The organism is Stenotrophomonas sp. 05L413 (assembly GCF_056397945.1).
Window position 1 is genome coordinate 250,071 of record NZ_JBFTOL010000001.1, and the last position, 16,663, is coordinate 266,733.

Annotated in this window: 15 protein-coding genes; 9 read left to right on the forward strand and 6 right to left on the reverse strand. The window is 66.4% G+C overall.

Features of this window, described 5'->3' with window-relative positions:
* Positions 1–24: 24 nt before the first annotated feature.
* The 5 genes from AC1DIQ_RS01130 to AC1DIQ_RS01150 all read left to right on the forward strand — a co-directional run bounded on the left by AC1DIQ_RS01130 (position 25) and on the right by AC1DIQ_RS01150 (position 7,525).
* On the forward strand, positions 25–954 hold the full coding sequence (locus tag AC1DIQ_RS01130) for an ArsR/SmtB family transcription factor (protein WP_121037902.1): 930 nt from the start codon (positions 25–27) through the stop codon (positions 952–954).
* Positions 955–963: 9 nt separating this feature from the next.
* Positions 964–2,070 (forward strand): homocysteine S-methyltransferase family protein, encoded by a 1,107-nt coding sequence (locus AC1DIQ_RS01135; protein WP_478049305.1) that lies wholly within the window; start codon positions 964–966, stop codon positions 2,068–2,070.
* A 63-nt stretch (positions 2,071–2,133) separates the two neighbouring features.
* Positions 2,134–4,818: a methionine synthase gene (gene metH, locus AC1DIQ_RS01140; RefSeq protein ID WP_461770057.1), complete on the forward strand. Its 2,685-nt coding sequence runs from the start codon at positions 2,134–2,136 to the stop codon at positions 4,816–4,818.
* A 66-nt stretch (positions 4,819–4,884) separates the two neighbouring features.
* The gene (locus tag AC1DIQ_RS01145) at positions 4,885–6,075 is read left to right on the forward strand and encodes an MFS transporter (protein ID WP_152152619.1); all 1,191 of its coding nucleotides are present in this window, start codon (positions 4,885–4,887) and stop codon (positions 6,073–6,075) included.
* An 88-nt stretch (positions 6,076–6,163) separates the two neighbouring features.
* Positions 6,164–7,525, forward strand: coding sequence for an amidohydrolase family protein (locus tag AC1DIQ_RS01150; RefSeq protein WP_478049306.1), 1,362 nt, complete (start codon positions 6,164–6,166; stop codon positions 7,523–7,525).
* A 16-nt stretch (positions 7,526–7,541) separates the two neighbouring features.
* On the opposite strand, the gene AC1DIQ_RS01155 is transcribed toward AC1DIQ_RS01150, so the two are convergent.
* From AC1DIQ_RS01155 to AC1DIQ_RS01180, 6 genes are all read right to left on the reverse strand, one after another.
* Complete coding sequence (locus tag AC1DIQ_RS01155; RefSeq protein ID WP_121037917.1) at positions 7,542–9,626, reverse strand: acyltransferase family protein; 2,085 nt, start codon at positions 9,624–9,626, stop codon at positions 7,542–7,544.
* 67 nt (positions 9,627–9,693) lie between these two features.
* Complete coding sequence (locus AC1DIQ_RS01160; protein ID WP_121037920.1) at positions 9,694–10,386, reverse strand: DUF2058 domain-containing protein; 693 nt, start codon at positions 10,384–10,386, stop codon at positions 9,694–9,696.
* A 9-nt stretch (positions 10,387–10,395) separates the two neighbouring features.
* Complete coding sequence (locus tag AC1DIQ_RS01165) at positions 10,396–10,635, reverse strand: SlyX family protein (RefSeq protein WP_019185948.1); 240 nt, start codon at positions 10,633–10,635, stop codon at positions 10,396–10,398.
* The gene (locus AC1DIQ_RS01170) at positions 10,628–11,977 is read right to left on the reverse strand and encodes a UDP-glucose dehydrogenase family protein (RefSeq protein ID WP_282262809.1); all 1,350 of its coding nucleotides are present in this window, start codon (positions 11,975–11,977) and stop codon (positions 10,628–10,630) included. Before AC1DIQ_RS01170 ends, AC1DIQ_RS01165 begins: the two co-directional genes overlap by 8 nt.
* A gap of 22 nt (positions 11,978–11,999) precedes the next feature.
* Positions 12,000–12,980, reverse strand: a complete 981-nt coding sequence (locus AC1DIQ_RS01175; protein WP_121037926.1) for an FKBP-type peptidyl-prolyl cis-trans isomerase N-terminal domain-containing protein — start codon at positions 12,978–12,980, stop codon at positions 12,000–12,002.
* Between the two features lie 84 nt (positions 12,981–13,064).
* The gene (locus AC1DIQ_RS01180; RefSeq protein WP_152152627.1) at positions 13,065–13,670 is read right to left on the reverse strand and encodes a glutathione peroxidase; all 606 of its coding nucleotides are present in this window, start codon (positions 13,668–13,670) and stop codon (positions 13,065–13,067) included.
* Between the two features lie 464 nt (positions 13,671–14,134).
* Between AC1DIQ_RS01180 and AC1DIQ_RS01185 the strand changes: the two genes are divergently transcribed.
* The 4 genes from AC1DIQ_RS01185 to AC1DIQ_RS01200 are packed head-to-tail and all read left to right on the forward strand — an operon-like array spanning position 14,135 to position 16,651.
* A complete protein-coding gene (locus AC1DIQ_RS01185; RefSeq protein ID WP_152152629.1) occupies positions 14,135–14,389 on the forward strand; it encodes a hypothetical protein in 255 nt (84 codons plus the stop codon).
* A gap of 2 nt (positions 14,390–14,391) precedes the next feature.
* A complete protein-coding gene (locus AC1DIQ_RS01190) occupies positions 14,392–14,754 on the forward strand; it encodes a GntR family transcriptional regulator (RefSeq protein ID WP_019185943.1) in 363 nt (120 codons plus the stop codon).
* Positions 14,751–15,626, forward strand: a complete 876-nt coding sequence (locus tag AC1DIQ_RS01195; protein ID WP_121037935.1) for an ABC transporter ATP-binding protein — start codon at positions 14,751–14,753, stop codon at positions 15,624–15,626. The genes AC1DIQ_RS01190 and AC1DIQ_RS01195 overlap by 4 nt, the downstream gene beginning before the upstream one ends.
* The gene (locus tag AC1DIQ_RS01200; RefSeq protein WP_478049307.1) at positions 15,623–16,651 is read left to right on the forward strand and encodes a hypothetical protein; all 1,029 of its coding nucleotides are present in this window, start codon (positions 15,623–15,625) and stop codon (positions 16,649–16,651) included. Before AC1DIQ_RS01195 ends, AC1DIQ_RS01200 begins: the two co-directional genes overlap by 4 nt.
* Positions 16,652–16,663 lie beyond the last annotated feature (12 nt).

The following is a 16,663-nucleotide window of genomic DNA, read 5'->3' on the forward strand; positions in this document are numbered from 1 at the left end:
CTATATCGCGATAGGTAGATATTTATGGATCTCGAGGACTGGTCCGTCCGGCTGAAAGTGTTTGCCGACGCCACCCGGGTGCGCCTGCTGGCGCTGCTGGAACAGGAAGAACTCACTGTGGCCGAGCTGTCGGCCATCACCACGCTGGCGCAGCCGCGGGTGTCCACCCACCTGGCCCGGCTCAAGGAAGCCGGCCTGGTCCGCGACCGTCGCTCCGGCGTCTCGGCGTATTACCGCTTCGATGACGCCGCGCTGGATCCGGCGCAGCGCGCATTGTGGCATGCCCTGAGCACCGGCAGCGACGACCCGCTGCTGCGCCAGGACGCTGAGCGTGTGGCTGCCGTCATGGCCAGCCGAGCGGCGGACCAGAACTGGGCCGACAGCGTCGCCGGCGACATGGAACGCCATTATTCCCCCGGCCGCACCTGGGAAGCGCTGGCACGCACCGCCCTGCCGTTGCTGGAAACCGGTGACGTGCTCGATATCGCCTCCGGTGACGGCGTGCTGGCCGAGCTTGTGGCGCCGCACGCCAAGCGCTACATCTGTATCGACACCAGCGCGCGCGTGGTCGCCGCTGCCAGCGAGCGCCTGCGCCGGCTGGCCAATGTGGAAGTGCGCGAAGGCGATATGCATGCCCTGCCCTTCCCCGACCAGAGTTTCGACCTGGTGGTGCTGATGCACGCACTGACCTATGCGGCCAAGCCGGCGCAGGCCGTCGCCGAGGGCGCGCGCGTGCTGCGCCCGGGTGGTCGCCTGCTGTTGTGCAGCCTGGCCCGCCACGAACACCGTGCGGCCGTGGATGCCTATGGCCACGTCAACCTCGGCTTCAGCGACAAGGAACTGCGCAAGTTCGTGGAGAAGGCCGGCCTGGTCGTTTCCAGCCTGGAAACCGTGACCCGCGAGAAGCGCCCGCCGCATTTCGAAGTCATTTCGCTGATTGCCAGCAAGCCCTGAGGTCTGCCCATGCCATCCCTGCCCTGGCTCCACCCCGACCGCGTGCATGCGCTGGAAACGGCGCTGGCCCAGCGCATCCTGATCATCGATGGCGCCATGGGCACGATGATCCAGCGCCATGGGCTGGAAGAGGACGATTACCGCGGCGCGCGCTTCGCCGGCGGTTACGACCACCAGCACGGGCCCGGCTGCGATCATGCCGCGACCGGTGACACGCCGGAGGGACATGACCTCAAGGGCAACAACGACCTGCTGTTGCTGACCCGCCCGGAGGTGATCGGCGGCATCCATACCGCGTACCTGGAGGCCGGCGCCGATCTGGTCGAGACCAATACGTTCAATGCGACCTCGGTCAGCCAGGCCGACTACCACCTTGAACACCTGGTCTACGAGCTCAACAAAGCCGGTGCTGCAGTGGCGCGTGCCTGCTGCGATGCAGTCGCGGCGACCACGCCGGGCAAACCGCGCTTCGTGATCGGCGTGCTCGGCCCGACCAGCCGCACCGCGTCGATCAGCCCGGACGTGAACGATCCCGGCTTCCGCAATACCAGCTTCGATGCGCTGCGCGAGACCTACCGCGAAGCCATCGATGGCCTGATCGACGGTGGCGCCGACACCCTGATGGTGGAAACCATCTTCGATACGCTCAACGCCAAGGCCGCGCTGTTCGCCATCGAAGAAGTGTTCGATGCGCGCGGTGGTCGACTGCCGGTGATGATCTCCGGCACGATCACCGATGCCTCCGGCCGCACCCTCTCCGGGCAGACGGCCGAGGCGTTCTACGCCTCGGTCGCGCATGGCCGGCCGCTGTCGATCGGGCTGAACTGCGCGCTCGGCGCCAGCGACATGCGGCCCCACGTGGAGACATTGTCCACTGTGGCCGAGTGTCTGGTCAGCGCGCATCCCAATGCCGGCCTGCCCAATGCCTTCGGCGAGTACGACGAAACCCCGGAAGAAATGGCCACCACGCTGCGCGAGTTCGCCAGCGCCGGTCTGCTCAACCTGGTGGGCGGCTGCTGCGGCACCACCCCGGCGCACATCCGCGCGATTGCCGAAGCGGTGGCCGATCTGCCGCCGCGCCGCCTGCCCGCACCACCGCTGGAAGACGCGGCATGACCGCATCCGCCCCACGCTCCCGTTGTCGTTGACCCTCCTCCGCCAGCCCGTGCCAGCCTGCCCATGACGTCTTCCCGCCACACCCGCCTGTCCGGTCTCGAGCCGCTGGTCATCACCCCGGACCTGCTGTTCGTCAACATCGGGGAGCGCACCAACGTCACCGGCAGCGCGCAGTTCCGCAAGCTGGTGAAGGAAGAACGCTATGAAGAGGCGGTGGAAGTGGCGCGCCAGCAGGTCGCCAACGGCGCGCAGATCCTCGACGTCAACATGGACGAGGGCCTGATCGATTCCGAAAAGGCGATGACGCGCTACCTCAACCTGATCATGTCCGAGCCGGACATCGCCCGGATTCCGGTGATGGTCGACTCCTCCAAGTGGAGCGTGATCGAAGCGGGTCTGAAGTGCCTGCAGGGCAAGAGCGTGGTCAACTCGATCTCGCTCAAGGAAGGCGAAGCGCAGTTCATCGAACAGGCTCGCAAGGTGCTGCGCTACGGTGCGGCCGCCGTGGTGATGGCCTTCGATGAGGACGGCCAGGCCGATACCTGCGCGCGCAAGGTCGAGATCTGCACCCGCGCCTACCGGGTCCTGACCGAGCAGGTCGGCTTCCCGCCCCAAGACATCATCTTCGACCCGAACATCTTCGCCGTCGCCACCGGCATCGAAGAGCACGACAACTACGCGGTCGACTTCATCGAAGCCACCCGCATCATCAAACGCACCCTGCCGCACTGCCATGTCTCCGGCGGCGTCTCCAACGTGTCGTTCTCGTTCCGCGGCAATGAAACCGTGCGTCAGGCGATCCACTCGGTGTTCCTGTTCCATGCCATCGGCGCGGGCATGGACATGGGCATCGTCAACGCGGGCGCGATGCCGATCTACGATGATCTGGACGCCGAGCTGCGCGAGCGCGTGGAGGATGTGATCCTCAACCGCCGCAGTGACGGCACCGAGCGCCTGCTGGAAATTGCCGAGCGCTACAAGGGCAAGAAGGGCGAAGTGCGCGGCGAAGACCTCGCCTGGCGCGAAAAGCCGGTCAATGATCGCCTCGCGCATGCGCTGGTGCACGGCATGGATGCGTGGGTCGAGCAGGACACCGAAGAAGCCCGTGCGCGCTCGACCCGTCCGCTGGATGTGATCGAAGGACCGCTGATGGACGGCATGAACATCGTGGGCGACCTGTTTGGCGCCGGCAAGATGTTCCTGCCGCAGGTGGTCAAGTCCGCACGCGTGATGAAGAAGGCGGTGGCCTACCTGCTGCCGTACATCGAGGCGGAAAAGGCCCGCAGCGGCGACACTGCCAAGAGCAACGGCAAGATCATCATGGCCACGGTCAAGGGTGACGTGCACGACATCGGCAAGAACATCGTCGGCGTGGTCCTGGCCTGCAACAACTTCGACGTGATCGATCTGGGCGTGATGGTGCCGGCACAGAAGATCCTGGATGCCGCGCGCGCCGAGAACGCCGACATCATCGGCCTGTCCGGCCTGATCACGCCCTCGCTGGAAGAGATGAGCCACGTCGCGCGCGAGATGGAGCGCCAGGGCTTCACGATGCCGCTGATGATCGGCGGTGCGACCACCTCGCGCGCGCACACCGCGCTGAAGATCGATCCGCACTACAAGGCACCCACGGTGTGGGTGAAGGACGCCTCGCGCGCGGTCGGCGTGGCGCAATCGCTGATCTCGCGAGAGCTGCGCGATGCCTTCGTGGCTGCCAACGAGGCCGACTACGCCGACATCCGCCAGCGCCACCGCAATCGTGGCGACGCCAAGCGGTTGGTCACCCTCGCCAAGGCACGCGCCCAGCGGTTCGTGGGCGACTGGGCCACCTACACACCGCCGGCACCGCGCAAGCCGGGCCTGCATGTGCTCGACGATTACCCGCTGGCCGACCTGGTCGAGGTGATCGACTGGACGCCGTTCTTCCAGGCCTGGGAACTGGCCGGCAAGTTCCCGGCGATCCTCACCGATGAGATCGTCGGCCCGCAGGCCACCGATCTGTACAAGGACGCCCGCGCGATGCTCACCCGCATCGTCGAGGAGAAGTGGCTGACCGCCAAGGCCGTATTCGGCCTGTGGCCGGCCAACAGCGTTGGCGATGATGTGCACCTGCGTACCGACAATGGCCCGGCCGTGCTGCACTTCCTGCGCCAGCAGGTGGACAAGCCGGTCGAGCGCCCGGATTTCTGCCTGGCCGATTTCATCGCCCCGGCCGACAGCGGCAAGCAGGACTGGATCGGCGCGTTCGCGGTGACCGCCGGCATCGGCATCGACCCGCACGTGGCCCGCTTCGAGGCCGACCACGACGACTACAACGCGATCCTGCTCAAGGCACTGGCCGACCGCCTGGCCGAGGCCCTGGCCGAGCGCCTGCACCAGCACGTGCGCATGGATTACTGGGGCTACCAGCCCGATGAGCAGCTGGACAACGAATCGCTGATCGCCGAGAAGTACGCCGGCATCCGCCCTGCGCCCGGCTACCCGGCCTGCCCCGAGCACAGCGAGAAAGCCACGCTGTTCCGCTTGCTGGATGCCGAGCGCAACGCGAACATGCAGCTGACCGAGAGCTTTGCGATGCTGCCCACCGCGGCGGTGTCGGGCTACTACTTCAGCCACCCGCAGAGCCAGTATTTCGTGGTCGGCCGTGTCACCCGCGAGCAGGTGGTCGATTACGCCAAGCGCAAGGGCGTGGACCGTGTACAGGCCGAGCGCTGGCTGGCGTCCAATCTGGATTACGATCCGGAATAAGGCGGTCGCCCACCCCGTGCCCGGGTGCGCGCGTCCATAATGCACCGGTCGTCACCGAGATCCCGCATGACCGCCCTCCCCCGCGACGCCGTACCGGCCGTCCGCCTGTCCTCGTTCTACCTGTTCTACTACGCCGCTCTGGGCGCGTTCACACCGTACTGGTCGTTGTTCCTGACCTCGCGCGGCATGAGCGTCACCGCGATCAGCGTGATGATGGGCATCTGGTACGCCACCCGCATCGTGGCGCCCACCACCTGGACCTCCCTCGCCGCCGCCTCGCCGCGCCCGATCTTCTGGCTGCGACTGGGCTGCGTGATCACCCTGCTGACCTTCTGCGCGTTCCTGCTGCCGTTGCCGCAGCCGTGGCTGTACCCGGCGATGATCGCGTTCTGTTTCTTCTACAACGCGGTGATGCCACAGTTCGAATCGATCACGTTGACCCACCTGGGCAGCGACAGCCATCGCTATGGGCTGATCCGGGTGTGGGGCTCGCTGGGCTTCATCGCCGTGGTGATGCTGTTCGGCTGGATCATCGAAGGCGACGGCGGCGCCGGCAACGCACATCTGCTGCCGTGGTTGATGCTGCCGCTGTTCGGCCTGCTGACCGCCTCGGGCTTTGCCAACCACTACGCACGCAACCTGCAGCGCAGCGACGGTGATGCCAGTGGATTCTGGGCGATCGTGCGCAAGCCGCAGGTGCTGGCGTTCTTCCTGGCCGCGTTCATGGAGCAGCTGTCGTTCGGCCCCTATTACACCTTCTTCTCGGTCTACATGGATCACCACGGCTACGCAACCTCCACGCTGGGCGTGCTGTGGACGGTCGGGGTGGTGTTCGAAGTGGGTGTGTTCTTCACCATCGGCCGCTTCTTCCGCCGCTATGACGCCAGCTGGATGCTGCTGATCGCCCTGCTCAGTTCCACGGTGCGCTGGGCGGTGACCGCGCTGTTCCCGGAGAACCTGCCGGTGATGCTCCTCGCCCAGACTGCGCATGCGCTCGGTTTTGCCGCCTTCTTCGCCGCCGCGATGCAGATGCTGGCCACCTACTTCCCCGGGCGCCTGAACGGCCATGGCCAGGGTTTGTTGTACGGCTTCTCCTCCGGAGTGGGCGGCGTGCTCGGCGCACTGATCGCGGGCCAGTTGTGGCCGATCGATCAGGGCCGTACCGCGTTCCTCGCGGGCAGTGGCTTTGCATTGGCTGGCGCACTGTTGTGCTTCTTCGCGATCAGCCTGCCGCTGCTGCGGGCGCGCACGCACTGATTGTCCGCTGCCGGTAGTGCCGGCCACTGGCCGGCAACCCGATCCCCGGATGGGGTAGGCTCAAGGCTCCCCCTGACTGGAGCCGCCGATGCGACCGACCCGCCTGTGGGCGCTGCTGCTTGCCGCCACCACCGCCCTGCCTGCCGCAGCCGAGCCGATCCTGTTCGAAAACGCCCGTGTCTTCGATGGCACCCGCGACCTCGGCATCACGCCAGTGCTGATCGACGGCGCGCGGATCGTGCATGTCGGCACGCCGCTGCCGGCGGCCGCCACCGGTGCGCGCCGCATCGATTACACAGGCAAAACTCTGTTGCCCGGCCTGGTCAGCGACCATGCCCACGTTGGCAATACGCAGGGGCTGGAACACGGCGACCGCTTCTACACCCATGACAACGTGGTGCGCGATCTGCGCCAGTTCCAGCGCTACGGCATCACCACGGTGACGGCGCTGGGCATGAACGGCGCGGACTTCTTCACCCTCCGCAAGGGGATCAACATCGATCCCGGCCTGGGTGCGCAGCTGTACGGTGCCGGCGGCGGTATCGGCGCCCCGGAGGGTGCGCCCCCGGCCGACACCATGGGCCTGCGCCACGATCCGGTGGCACGCCCGCGCAACGCCGAAGAGGCGCGCGCGGCCGTGGCCACCCAGCATGCCGATGGCGTGGACCTGATCAAGCTGTGGGTGGACGACCTCGGTGGCAAACGCCCGATGATGACTCCGGAGGTGTATCGCGCCGCCATCGCCGAAGCGCATGCGCGCGGGCTCAAGGTTGCCGCGCACATCCACGATCTGGAGCAGGCCCGCGACCTGGTCGATGCCAAGGTCGACATCCTCGCCCACGGTATACGCGACCGCGCGGTGGACCCGATGCTGGCGCGGAAGATGCGCGACCAGGGCACCTGGTACATCCCCACCATCGCCATCGACGAGGCCAATTACTGGTATGCCGAGCATCCGCTGGCATTGCAGCAGCCCTTCCTGCGCCAGGCACTGCACGCCGATGTGCTGGCGCGCTGGTCGCAGCCGGACTGGCAGCGCAGCCAGCTGGCCAGCGACGGCATACCCGCCGCGCGCAAGGCGGTCGTGACCAATCTGGACAACGTGCGCCGCCTGCATGCGGCGGGAGTGAAGCTCGGCTTCGGCACCGATGCCGGCGCGATGCCGCAACGGGTGATCGGCGTGGCCGAACATCGCGAACTGCAGCTGTTGGTGGCAGCCGGGCTGACGCCCTCCGAAGCCTTGCAGGTCGCCACCACGCAAGCGGCGGCATTGCTGGGGCTGACCGACCGCGGCCGCATTGCCGCCGGCAAGCGCGCCGACCTGCTGGTGCTCGATGCCGATCCGCTGGTGGATATCGCCAACACGCAGCGCATTGGCGCGGTCTGGCAGGCCGGCCAGCAGGTCGCCGGCCCGATCGAGGCCGCTGCAGACACGGCTACCCGCGACTGATCGCGGGGTGTGTGATTCAGGGGGCGACGGCGGGCGCCGTCGTCTCCCACCGCTTCAGCTGCGCCTGGAAATCAGGCAGCAGCAGACGATTGCCATAGCCGCTGAGATGATCACCATCGAAGAACAGCGGCTTGCCCTCACGTGTCGGCAGGCATTGCTCGCCGGGGCACAGCAACGGCATCGGATCCCAGATCGACGCGCCGGGCAGACCTGCAGCCACCTGCTGCAGGCCGGCCAATACCGGCGCACGCAACTGCTCGATCTCGGTGCGCGGCACGGTCATGCCGTTGGCGCAGATCGGATTGTGCCGGTTGAACACATCCGAGCACCGGTACGGGGGCGCTGGCAAAACGGGTTTGGGCGCCTCCAGCACGATGTGAACACCGCGATCGGCCAGCGGCGTGAGCTGCTCGATCCAGTGAGATATTTCGGCGGTACGGCCTGCATTGGCCGCCTCGCTGAGATGGGCAGCGCGAACCTGCGCGACATCGAACAGTGCGTACTGTTCGGACAGGCGCGGCAGCCGCAGCCCTGCCAACAGCACCACATCGCCCGGCTGCGCACGCGCCTGGATATCGTCCAGCACATTGCGCGCATAGGCCTCGCACGCCGGATTGGGCCCCTGCCAGGCGCGCAGCCCGACCAGCGCGCAACCTCCGCTGCCATACAGTCGGATCGGCGCTCCATCCAGCACAGCCAGGCGCTGCAGCATTTCGTGGTAGGCCAGCGCATGCGAATCGCCGGCCACGAACAGTTGGCGGGTGGATGCGGTGCGTCCCGGGCACTCACCACGCGCATACAGACGCGCCTGCCCGCCCAGCACCGGCACGTTGCTGACCCGCACGCGGCAGTCGGGGATCTCCTTCTTCAACCCCTTGGCATACGGATACCAGTCCAGCGGGGCACGGCTGACCACGCTGAGCGAGGTGTACTGCTGGGTCTTGACCAGCGCCGCCTGCAGGCCGGCGCCAAGCACCAGTACGCCCAGCCCGACCACGACCCAGCGCGCGTTGCTGACGCCCCAGCGCGCACCATGCCGCAGGGGCTGTTCCACCCAGCGCCACGACAGCCAGGACAACAGTGCCACGCACAGCAGCGCGGCGCCGCCGGTGGCCACCGTCTCCAGGCCCACCGTCCAGCGGAACAGCACGAAGACCGGCCAGTGCCACAGGTACAGCGAGTAGGACAGCCGACCGATCGTCACCATCGGCGTGGTCGCCAGCGCCCGCCCGACCCAGCCCCCGGGTGAGCGCTGCAGCAGGCCCAGCAACCCCAGCGTGCCCACTACCGGCCACAGCCCATCGATCCATGGCGAATGCCCCGGCCGTGCGGCCCACAAACCATAGCCCAGCGCCGCAAGGCTCAGCACCAGCAGCGGCGAGCGCCAGCTGATACCGCGCGGCGGCACCGGCGGCGGCGTGAACCGCCCGCTCAGGGACAGCAGCTGGAACAGCAGCACGCCAGCGCCCAGCTGCCAGAAGCGCGTGGTCGTGAGGTAGAACGCATCGATCTCATGGCCGCCCTGTCGCGCGCGGAACACCGCATAGCCCAGCGATGCCACGGTTGCCACGCCGAACAGGCCCAGCGACAGCCAGCGCCCACGCGGGCCTTTGGCCCACGCCAGGAACAACAGCGGGAACAGCAGATAGAACTGCTCTTCCACACCCAGCGACCAGGTATGGGTGTACGGATTGAACTCGGTGCGCGGCGAGAAGTAATCGTTGCCGGTGCTGGCGAGCACCCAGTTGCTCAGCCCGACGAACGCCATCCGGCCGGTCTTGTCGCTGGTCTCGCTGAGCCAGGATTCGGGAATCAGCAACGCGCTGAGCATCGCCGTTACCAGCAGGCAGACCACCAGTGCCGGAGCGATGCGACGCATGCGGCGCGCATAGAAGCGTGCCAGCCCGGCCCAGCCGCCGACCGCCGGCAGGCGATCCACCGAGGCGCTGACCACGAAACCGGAGATGACGAAGAACACGTCCACACCAGTGAAGCCGCCCGGCAACCAGCTCGCCTTGAGGTGATAGAGGATGACCGCCAGGACCGCGATCGCACGCAGGCCATCGATATGCGGGAAATACCCGGGACTGCGTTCCTGCATGGCCCTGCTCCTGACATGCACTGGGCGCCTCACGGCGCCCAGTGCGTTCAACAATGGTTGCGTTGGTTTACCAGACCAGGTCGTCGGGCACCTGGTACTGCGGATCGGCATACGGATCTTCACCGGCCGGCGCATCCGGATCGACCTTCAGCGCCACCGACGGTGCGAACACCGCTTCGGCTTCGGCCAGCACCGCGGCAGTCACCAGCACATAGCGGCCGTTCTGCTGCAGCACGCCGAGCTCGCCGGCATTGAGTGCCCTGAGCTGGTCGGCGGTGACGTAGATGCGCTTGATCTTGCCGCCGTACGGGAAGTGGCGCGCGATGTCGGCCGCTTCAGCGTTGAGGGACTTGCCTTCCAGCAGGACCTCCAGCTTGGCCTTGGCTTCGCGACGCAGACGGGCTTCTTCCTGCTTCAGGCGCTCGGCCTCGATACGGTCGTCTTTTTCCTTCTGCGCACGGATCGCATACGCCTTGGCGAGGTCGATGTCCTCGCGCGAGCGCGGCTTGCCGGGTGCGCCCTGCGGCGGGCGGGCACCAGCGGGGCGGCCCTTGCCCTGCGGGCGGCGCTCGCCGTCGCGGGCGGGCCGCTGGCCCTCGCCGGGCTTGCCGGCCGGGCGCGCGCCCTGCGGCTTGCCGGCCGGGCGGCCATCGCGGCGCGCGTCGGGTCGACGATCCGGCTTGCGGTCGTTGGTTCGTTCGGGTTTGGGCGCGGCTTTGAAGCCAAGGCCCAGCAGCTGGTCGCGGAGAGTATCGCTCATGACGTCAGATCAGTAGTGCGGCGGCGGCGGCTCTTCGGCCGAATCGGAATACAACGCGGTGCGGACCTTGCCGAGGTCTTCGAGCAGGATGCGGGTCAGGTCGGCATTGCGGTTGCCTTCCATGCGCGCATCGGCCAGGGCCTCGCTCAGTTCGGCCAACGCCTGCTCCTGGAAGGAGACGCGCATTTCCAGCTCGATCAGGCGTGCTTCCAGTGCCTGTTCGCGCTCGGAGGGTGTGGACTCATGCATTCAACGAACGTCCCCGGCCAATGCCGTAATAAGCCAGGCCCGCGGCTTCGATGTCCTGCGGGTCGTACAGATTGCGGCCGTCGAACACGACCGCATCGTTGAGCATTTCACGCAGGCGGACGAAATCCGGGCTGCGGAACTGCTTCCATTCGGTCACCACGACCAGCGCATCGGCGCCCTCGAGGGCGTCATAAGCGTTGTCGCAGAACACCAGATCATCGCGCTCACCGAAAATGCGGCGCGCTTCTTCGGTCGCTTCAGGATCGTAGGCGCGCACCTGCGCACCGGCCTCCCACAGCTGCGCCAGCAGGCGGCGGCTGGAGGCTTCACGCATGTCATCGGTGTTGGGCTTGAACGCCAGGCCCCACACCGCGAAGGTCTTGCCGCGCACGCCTTCATCCTCGCCACGGTCGTAGTGGCGCTGGATCAGGGCGTACAGATGGCCCTTCTGGTGTTCGTTGACGGCTTCGACCGCGTTCAACAGCTTCGGCTCATGGCCGTACTGCTGGGCGGTCCGGGCCAGCGCCTGCACATCCTTGGGGAAGCACGAGCCACCGTACCCGGCGCCGGGGTAGATGAAGTGCCAGCCGATGCGCGGATCCGAGCCGATGCCCTGGCGGACCTGCTCGATATCGGCACCGACCTTCTCGGCGATGTTGGCGATTTCGTTCATGAACGAAATCTTGGTCGCCAGCATCGCGTTGGCCGCGTACTTGGTCAGCTCCGCCGAGCGCACGTCCATCTCCACCACGCGGTCGTGGTTGCGGTTGAACGGCGCATACAGGCGGCGCATCAGCGCGACCGATTCGGGATTGGACGCGCCCACCACGATGCGGTCCGGCCGCATGCAGTCGGCGACCGCGTCACCTTCCTTGAGGAATTCGGGGTTGGAGACCACGTCGAACGCGATCTCCACGCCGCGGTCGGCCAGCGCCTGCGCGATGGCCTCACGGACTTTGTCGGCCGTGCCTACCGGCACGGTCGATTTGTTCACCACCACCACCGGCACGGTGATGTGCCGGCCGATGGTGCGGGCCACGGCCAGCACGTACTGCAGGTCGGCACTGCCGTCCTCGTCCGGTGGCGTGCCCACGGCAATGAAGATCACCTGGCCATGCGCGATCGCGGCGGCGGCGTCGGAGGTGAAGGTCAACCGCGACGCATCGTGGTTGGCCTTGACCATCGGCTCCAGGCCGGGCTCATAGATCGGAACGATCCCGTTGTTGAGGCCGTCGACCTTGGCCTGGTCGATATCGACACAGATCACCTGGTGGCCAACCTCGGCCAGGCAGGTACCCGTGACAAGACCGACGTAGCCGGTACCGAAAATCGCAACGCGCATGGGCGGTGGTGCTCCAGATCCGTTACGGCAGAACGTTCAGCAGCTCGACGTCGAACGTCAGCGTCGCGTTCGGACCGATCGGGCCACCCGGGGTGCCCTGCTCGCCATAGGCCAGCTCGCCCGGAATCCAGAAGCGGTACTTCGAGCCGGTCGGCATCAGCGAAACGCCTTCGGACCACCCCTTGATCACCTGGTCCAGACCGAACTCGATCGGCTGGCCACGCTGGTAGCTGCTGTCGAACACGGTGCCGTCGAGCAGCTTGCCTTCGTAGTTCACGCGCACCTTGCTGGTCGGCATCGGGCGCTCGCCCGAACCCGGGCGCAGCACCTGGTACTGCAGGCCCGAGGCGGTGGTCACCACGCCCGGCGCGGTCTTGTTCTTGGCCAGGAAGTTGTTGCCATCCACGCGGTTGGTACCGGCCTGGGCGGCGGACTTGGCGTCCATTTCAGCCTGCTTGCCCTTCATGAAGCCTTCCAGCGTGGCCTTGGCCTGCTCGGCGCTCATCTTCGGAGTGCCGTTGTTGAAGGTGGTGCTGACCGCATCGAACAGCGCGTCCAGGTCCAGATCGTCCTTCAGCGGTGCCAGCGACGGGCCCACGGCGAAGCTGCCCAGCATCAGGCCGACCTTTTCACGGTCCACCTTCGGCGGCGCGGTGCCCGGCGCAACGCCCGGAACCGGCTGGCCGCTCTTGGCCATCACGGCCTGGCGCAGGGCGGCATCGGTCTTCTGCGCCTCTTCCTGGCTGATCAGCGGCTGCTTGCCTTCAAAGGCATTGGTCACACCGCGACGCAGGGCGGCCAGGTCGATCTCGCTGGAGATCGGACCGAACGAATTGGCCACATCGATACCGATGGCGTAGCCGAGCTTTTCCCGTTGGGTGTTCAAAGTGGAAGTCTCCTTGACAGCCGCGCGGGCGGCTGGTTGTTGCGACATCGCGGTACCGGTGGCACCCATCGCCAGAATCAGAACCGACGCCGCGGCGCCGCGCATTCCCATCTTCATTCGCTGCATTCCTGGAAGTGACTGGACGCCGACGTCGGCGCGAAAGCAACCATTGTCGCACGCGCGTCCGAGATGTCGATATCGTCAGCGCGTGTTGGTGGTGACAGAGAGTTCACGTTCGATCGCCGCCACCAGCTTCGGATCGTCCGGCGTGACCTTGCTCGGGAACTGCGCTACCACCCGGCCATCGCGGCCGATCAGATACTTGTGGAAGTTCCAGCCCGGGGACACGCCCGTGGCGGTGGCGAGACTGCGGTACAGCGGCGTCGCTTCCGGCCCGGTCACCACCACCTTCTGGAACATCGGGAACTTCACGCCGTAGGTCAGCGTGCAGAACTCCTGGATCTGGCTCTCATCGCCCGGCTCCTGACCCTTGAAGTCGTTGGAGGGGAAGCCCAGCACCGAGAAACCACGCGCGGCGTACTTGCGCTGCAGCGCCTCCAGGCCTTCGTACTGCGGGGTGAAACCGCACTTGCTGGCCGTATTGACCACCAACAGCACCTTGCCACCGTACTGCTTGGCCAGATTGACCTCGCCCTTGCCGGCCAGCGGGCGGTAGCTCACATCCAGCAGATCGGCCGCCTGGGCCGACGCGCCCACCAGCAGGCTGGCCGCCAGCAACAGCAGGGACCAAGGCGCCCGGCGCGCAGCGCGGTCGCGACGGACAGACGACAGAGACACGTGGTGCATCGCGACACTCCAAAGTGGGGACAACGAGGGGGTGAACGGGCCTGGCAAGGGCTGCCAAGGCTGCGGCGGGCACTATATCACCGGTGTTTTTGCCGCCGGACGCCGCCGGTCCGCCGGTTTCAGGCACACGCCAGCAACGCGGTCGCAGCGCCCCATGCAGGGCGCGGGCCCAGCGCATTCGGGGGCTGCTTTGCCGCGTTTGGCGGTGTCGGTTGCGGTAGCGGGCATCCGCATCCCATTGCCTGAATGCGCTTACGGCTTGCCATACCATTGACATCAATGAATGTGCGCTGGCGCATGTCGACGTCGCGCATCCAACAAACATCCTTTCCATTCAAAGACTTGGGAGATTTCGGACGGGGCCGTCAGGCCCCTGCCATCAGTTGGGTATCGCGCCCTGTTGATCTTCGGCGTGCCGGTGTTATAGTTGCATACAACACCAGTCACCTAGACAGGGGAAGCCCATGAACCGCATGCGCCACCGCCACGCCGCCAAAGCCGTCACCGCCGCCTCGGCGCTGCTCCTGCTCGGCTGGTTCGGCCTCCCCTCCGGTGACGCTGGCAGCCCTGCCAGCGCCGATGTGTTTGAAGGCCCGCAGGACGCAGGCGTCATCGAGGCAGGGACCGCCAACGGCGCCCCCACGCCCCCCCGCCGGCTGCACAGCTCCCTGTCCATGCCTTACTTCTCATTCGCGCAGTCGCTGAACCCACGGAGCTGACCATGAGCGATATTCAATGGAGCGATGGTGCTCCGATCTACCGCCAGCTGAAAGAGCGCGTGATCGCCATGATGCTTGACGGCATCATCAAGCCCGGCGACGCCCTGCCTTCGGTCCGGCAGGTTGCCGCCGAGTACCAGCTCAACCCCATCACCGTATCGCGCGCCTACCAGGAACTGGCTGATGAAGGCCTGGTCGAAAAGCGCCGCGGCCTGGGCATGTTCATGACCGAGGAAGCGGCCACGCAGCTGCGCAGCAGCGAGCGCGACCGGTTCCTCAATGAAGAATGGCCGCTGGTCCTGGAGCGCATCCAGCGCCTGGGCCTGAACCTCGACGAATTGCTGCCCCAGGGGAAATCCTCATGAATGCCGTTGCAAGTGATGTCGTCATTTCCGCTCGAGGCCTGCGCAAGGCCTATAAACAGACCGTGGCGCTGGACAACACCAGCTTCACGATCGCGCCCGGCCGCATCACCGGCCTGATCGGCCCCAACGGCGCCGGCAAGACCACCCTGCTCAAGGCGCTGCTCGGCCTGACCTCGGTGGAAGGCGAGCTGCGCGTGCTCGGGCTGGACCCGACCGAACAGCGCAATGCCCTGATGAACGATGTGTGCTTCATCGCCGACGTGGCGGTGCTGCCGCGCTGGATGAAGGTGCGCGAGGCGATCGATTTCGTCGCCGGCACCCATCCGCGTTTCGACCGGGCGCGCTGCGAGCGCTTCCTGGCCTCCACCAAGCTGCATCCCAAGCAGCGCGTGCGCGAACTGTCCAAGGGCATGATCGTGCAGCTGCACCTGGCCCTGGTGATGGCCATCGACGCCAAGGTGCTGGTGCTGGACGAGCCGACCCTGGGCCTGGACATCCTGTACCGCAAGGAGTTCTACCAGCGTCTGCTGGAGGACTACTTCGATGAGCAGAAGACGATCATCGTCACCACCCACCAGGTGGAAGAGATCGAGCACATCCTCACCGATGTGATGTTCATCCGTGATGGCCGCATCGTGCTCACCACCGATATGGAAGACATCGGCGAGCGCTATACCGAAGTGCTGGTGTCGGCCGATGCCGTCGAGGCCGCGCGCGCACTCAAGCCGATCGACGAACGCGCCCTGCCCTTCGGCAAGACCGTGCTGCTGTTCGACGGGGTGCCACGCGCCCAGCTCACGCCCTTGGGGGAAATCCGCAGCCCGGGGCTGGCGGATCTGTTCGTGGCCATCATGAAGGGAACCTACGCATGAACACCGTCAACCACCCCATCAGCAAGGCCAGTTCGTTCAAGTGGCTGCTCAAGCGTGAGTACTGGGAAAACCGTGGCGGGTTCCTGTATGCGCCGGTGATCGCCGGTGGCATCTCGCTGGTGATGAGCCTGCTCGGCATCGTGTTCGGCCTGGTGGCCATGCACCGTGCAGTCAAGAGCGGCGGCCTCCACCTCAACGACGAAAACGTCAGCATCAACGGACTGGACCTGAGCCTGCTGACCAGCAAGCTCGATGCCAAGAACCTGCATGACCTGGCCAACGGCCTGGATCTGACCCTGATCCTGAGCTCGGGCTGGCCGCTGATCGTGCTCGCCTTCGTGGTGTTCTTCTACTGCCTGGGCGCCCTGTACGACGACCGTCGCGATCGCAGCATCCTGTTCTGGAAGTCGCTGCCGCTGTCGGATACGTCCACCGTCCTGTCCAAGGCCGTGAGTGCGCTGCTGATCGCCCCGCTCATCGCGGTGATTGCCTCGGCCCTGACCATGTTCGGCTTCCTGGTGATGATCTCGATCGTGGTGATCGCCCACGGCGGCGACCCGATGCTGCTGATCTGGGGCCCGGCCAGCCCACTGACCATTCTCGCCGGTCACCTGTCCTGGATCCCGGTCTACCTGCTCTGGGCCCTGCCGACCGTTGGCTGGCTGCTGCTGTGCTCGGCCTGGGCCAAGACCAAGCCGTTCCTGTGGGCGGTGATGCTGCCACTGTTCGCCGGCATCATCGTCAGCACCACCAAGGTGATGACCCTGTTCGACCTGACCGGCGGCTGGTTCTGGAAGCACATCGTGGGCCGCCTGCTGCTCAGCGCGGTCCCGGCCAGCGACCAGTTCTACCGCGGCGAGTCGATGTTCAGCGGCAACGGCAACATGGACAACCTGGTCAACGAACTGGGCCCGAGCCACCAGCTGGCTACCTTCGCCATGCCGGAACTGTGGATCGGTGCCGCCGTCGGCGTGGTGTTCCTGTTCCTGGCCATCCGCCTGCGCCGCCGCGCCGGCGAAATCTGATCCCTGCCCTTC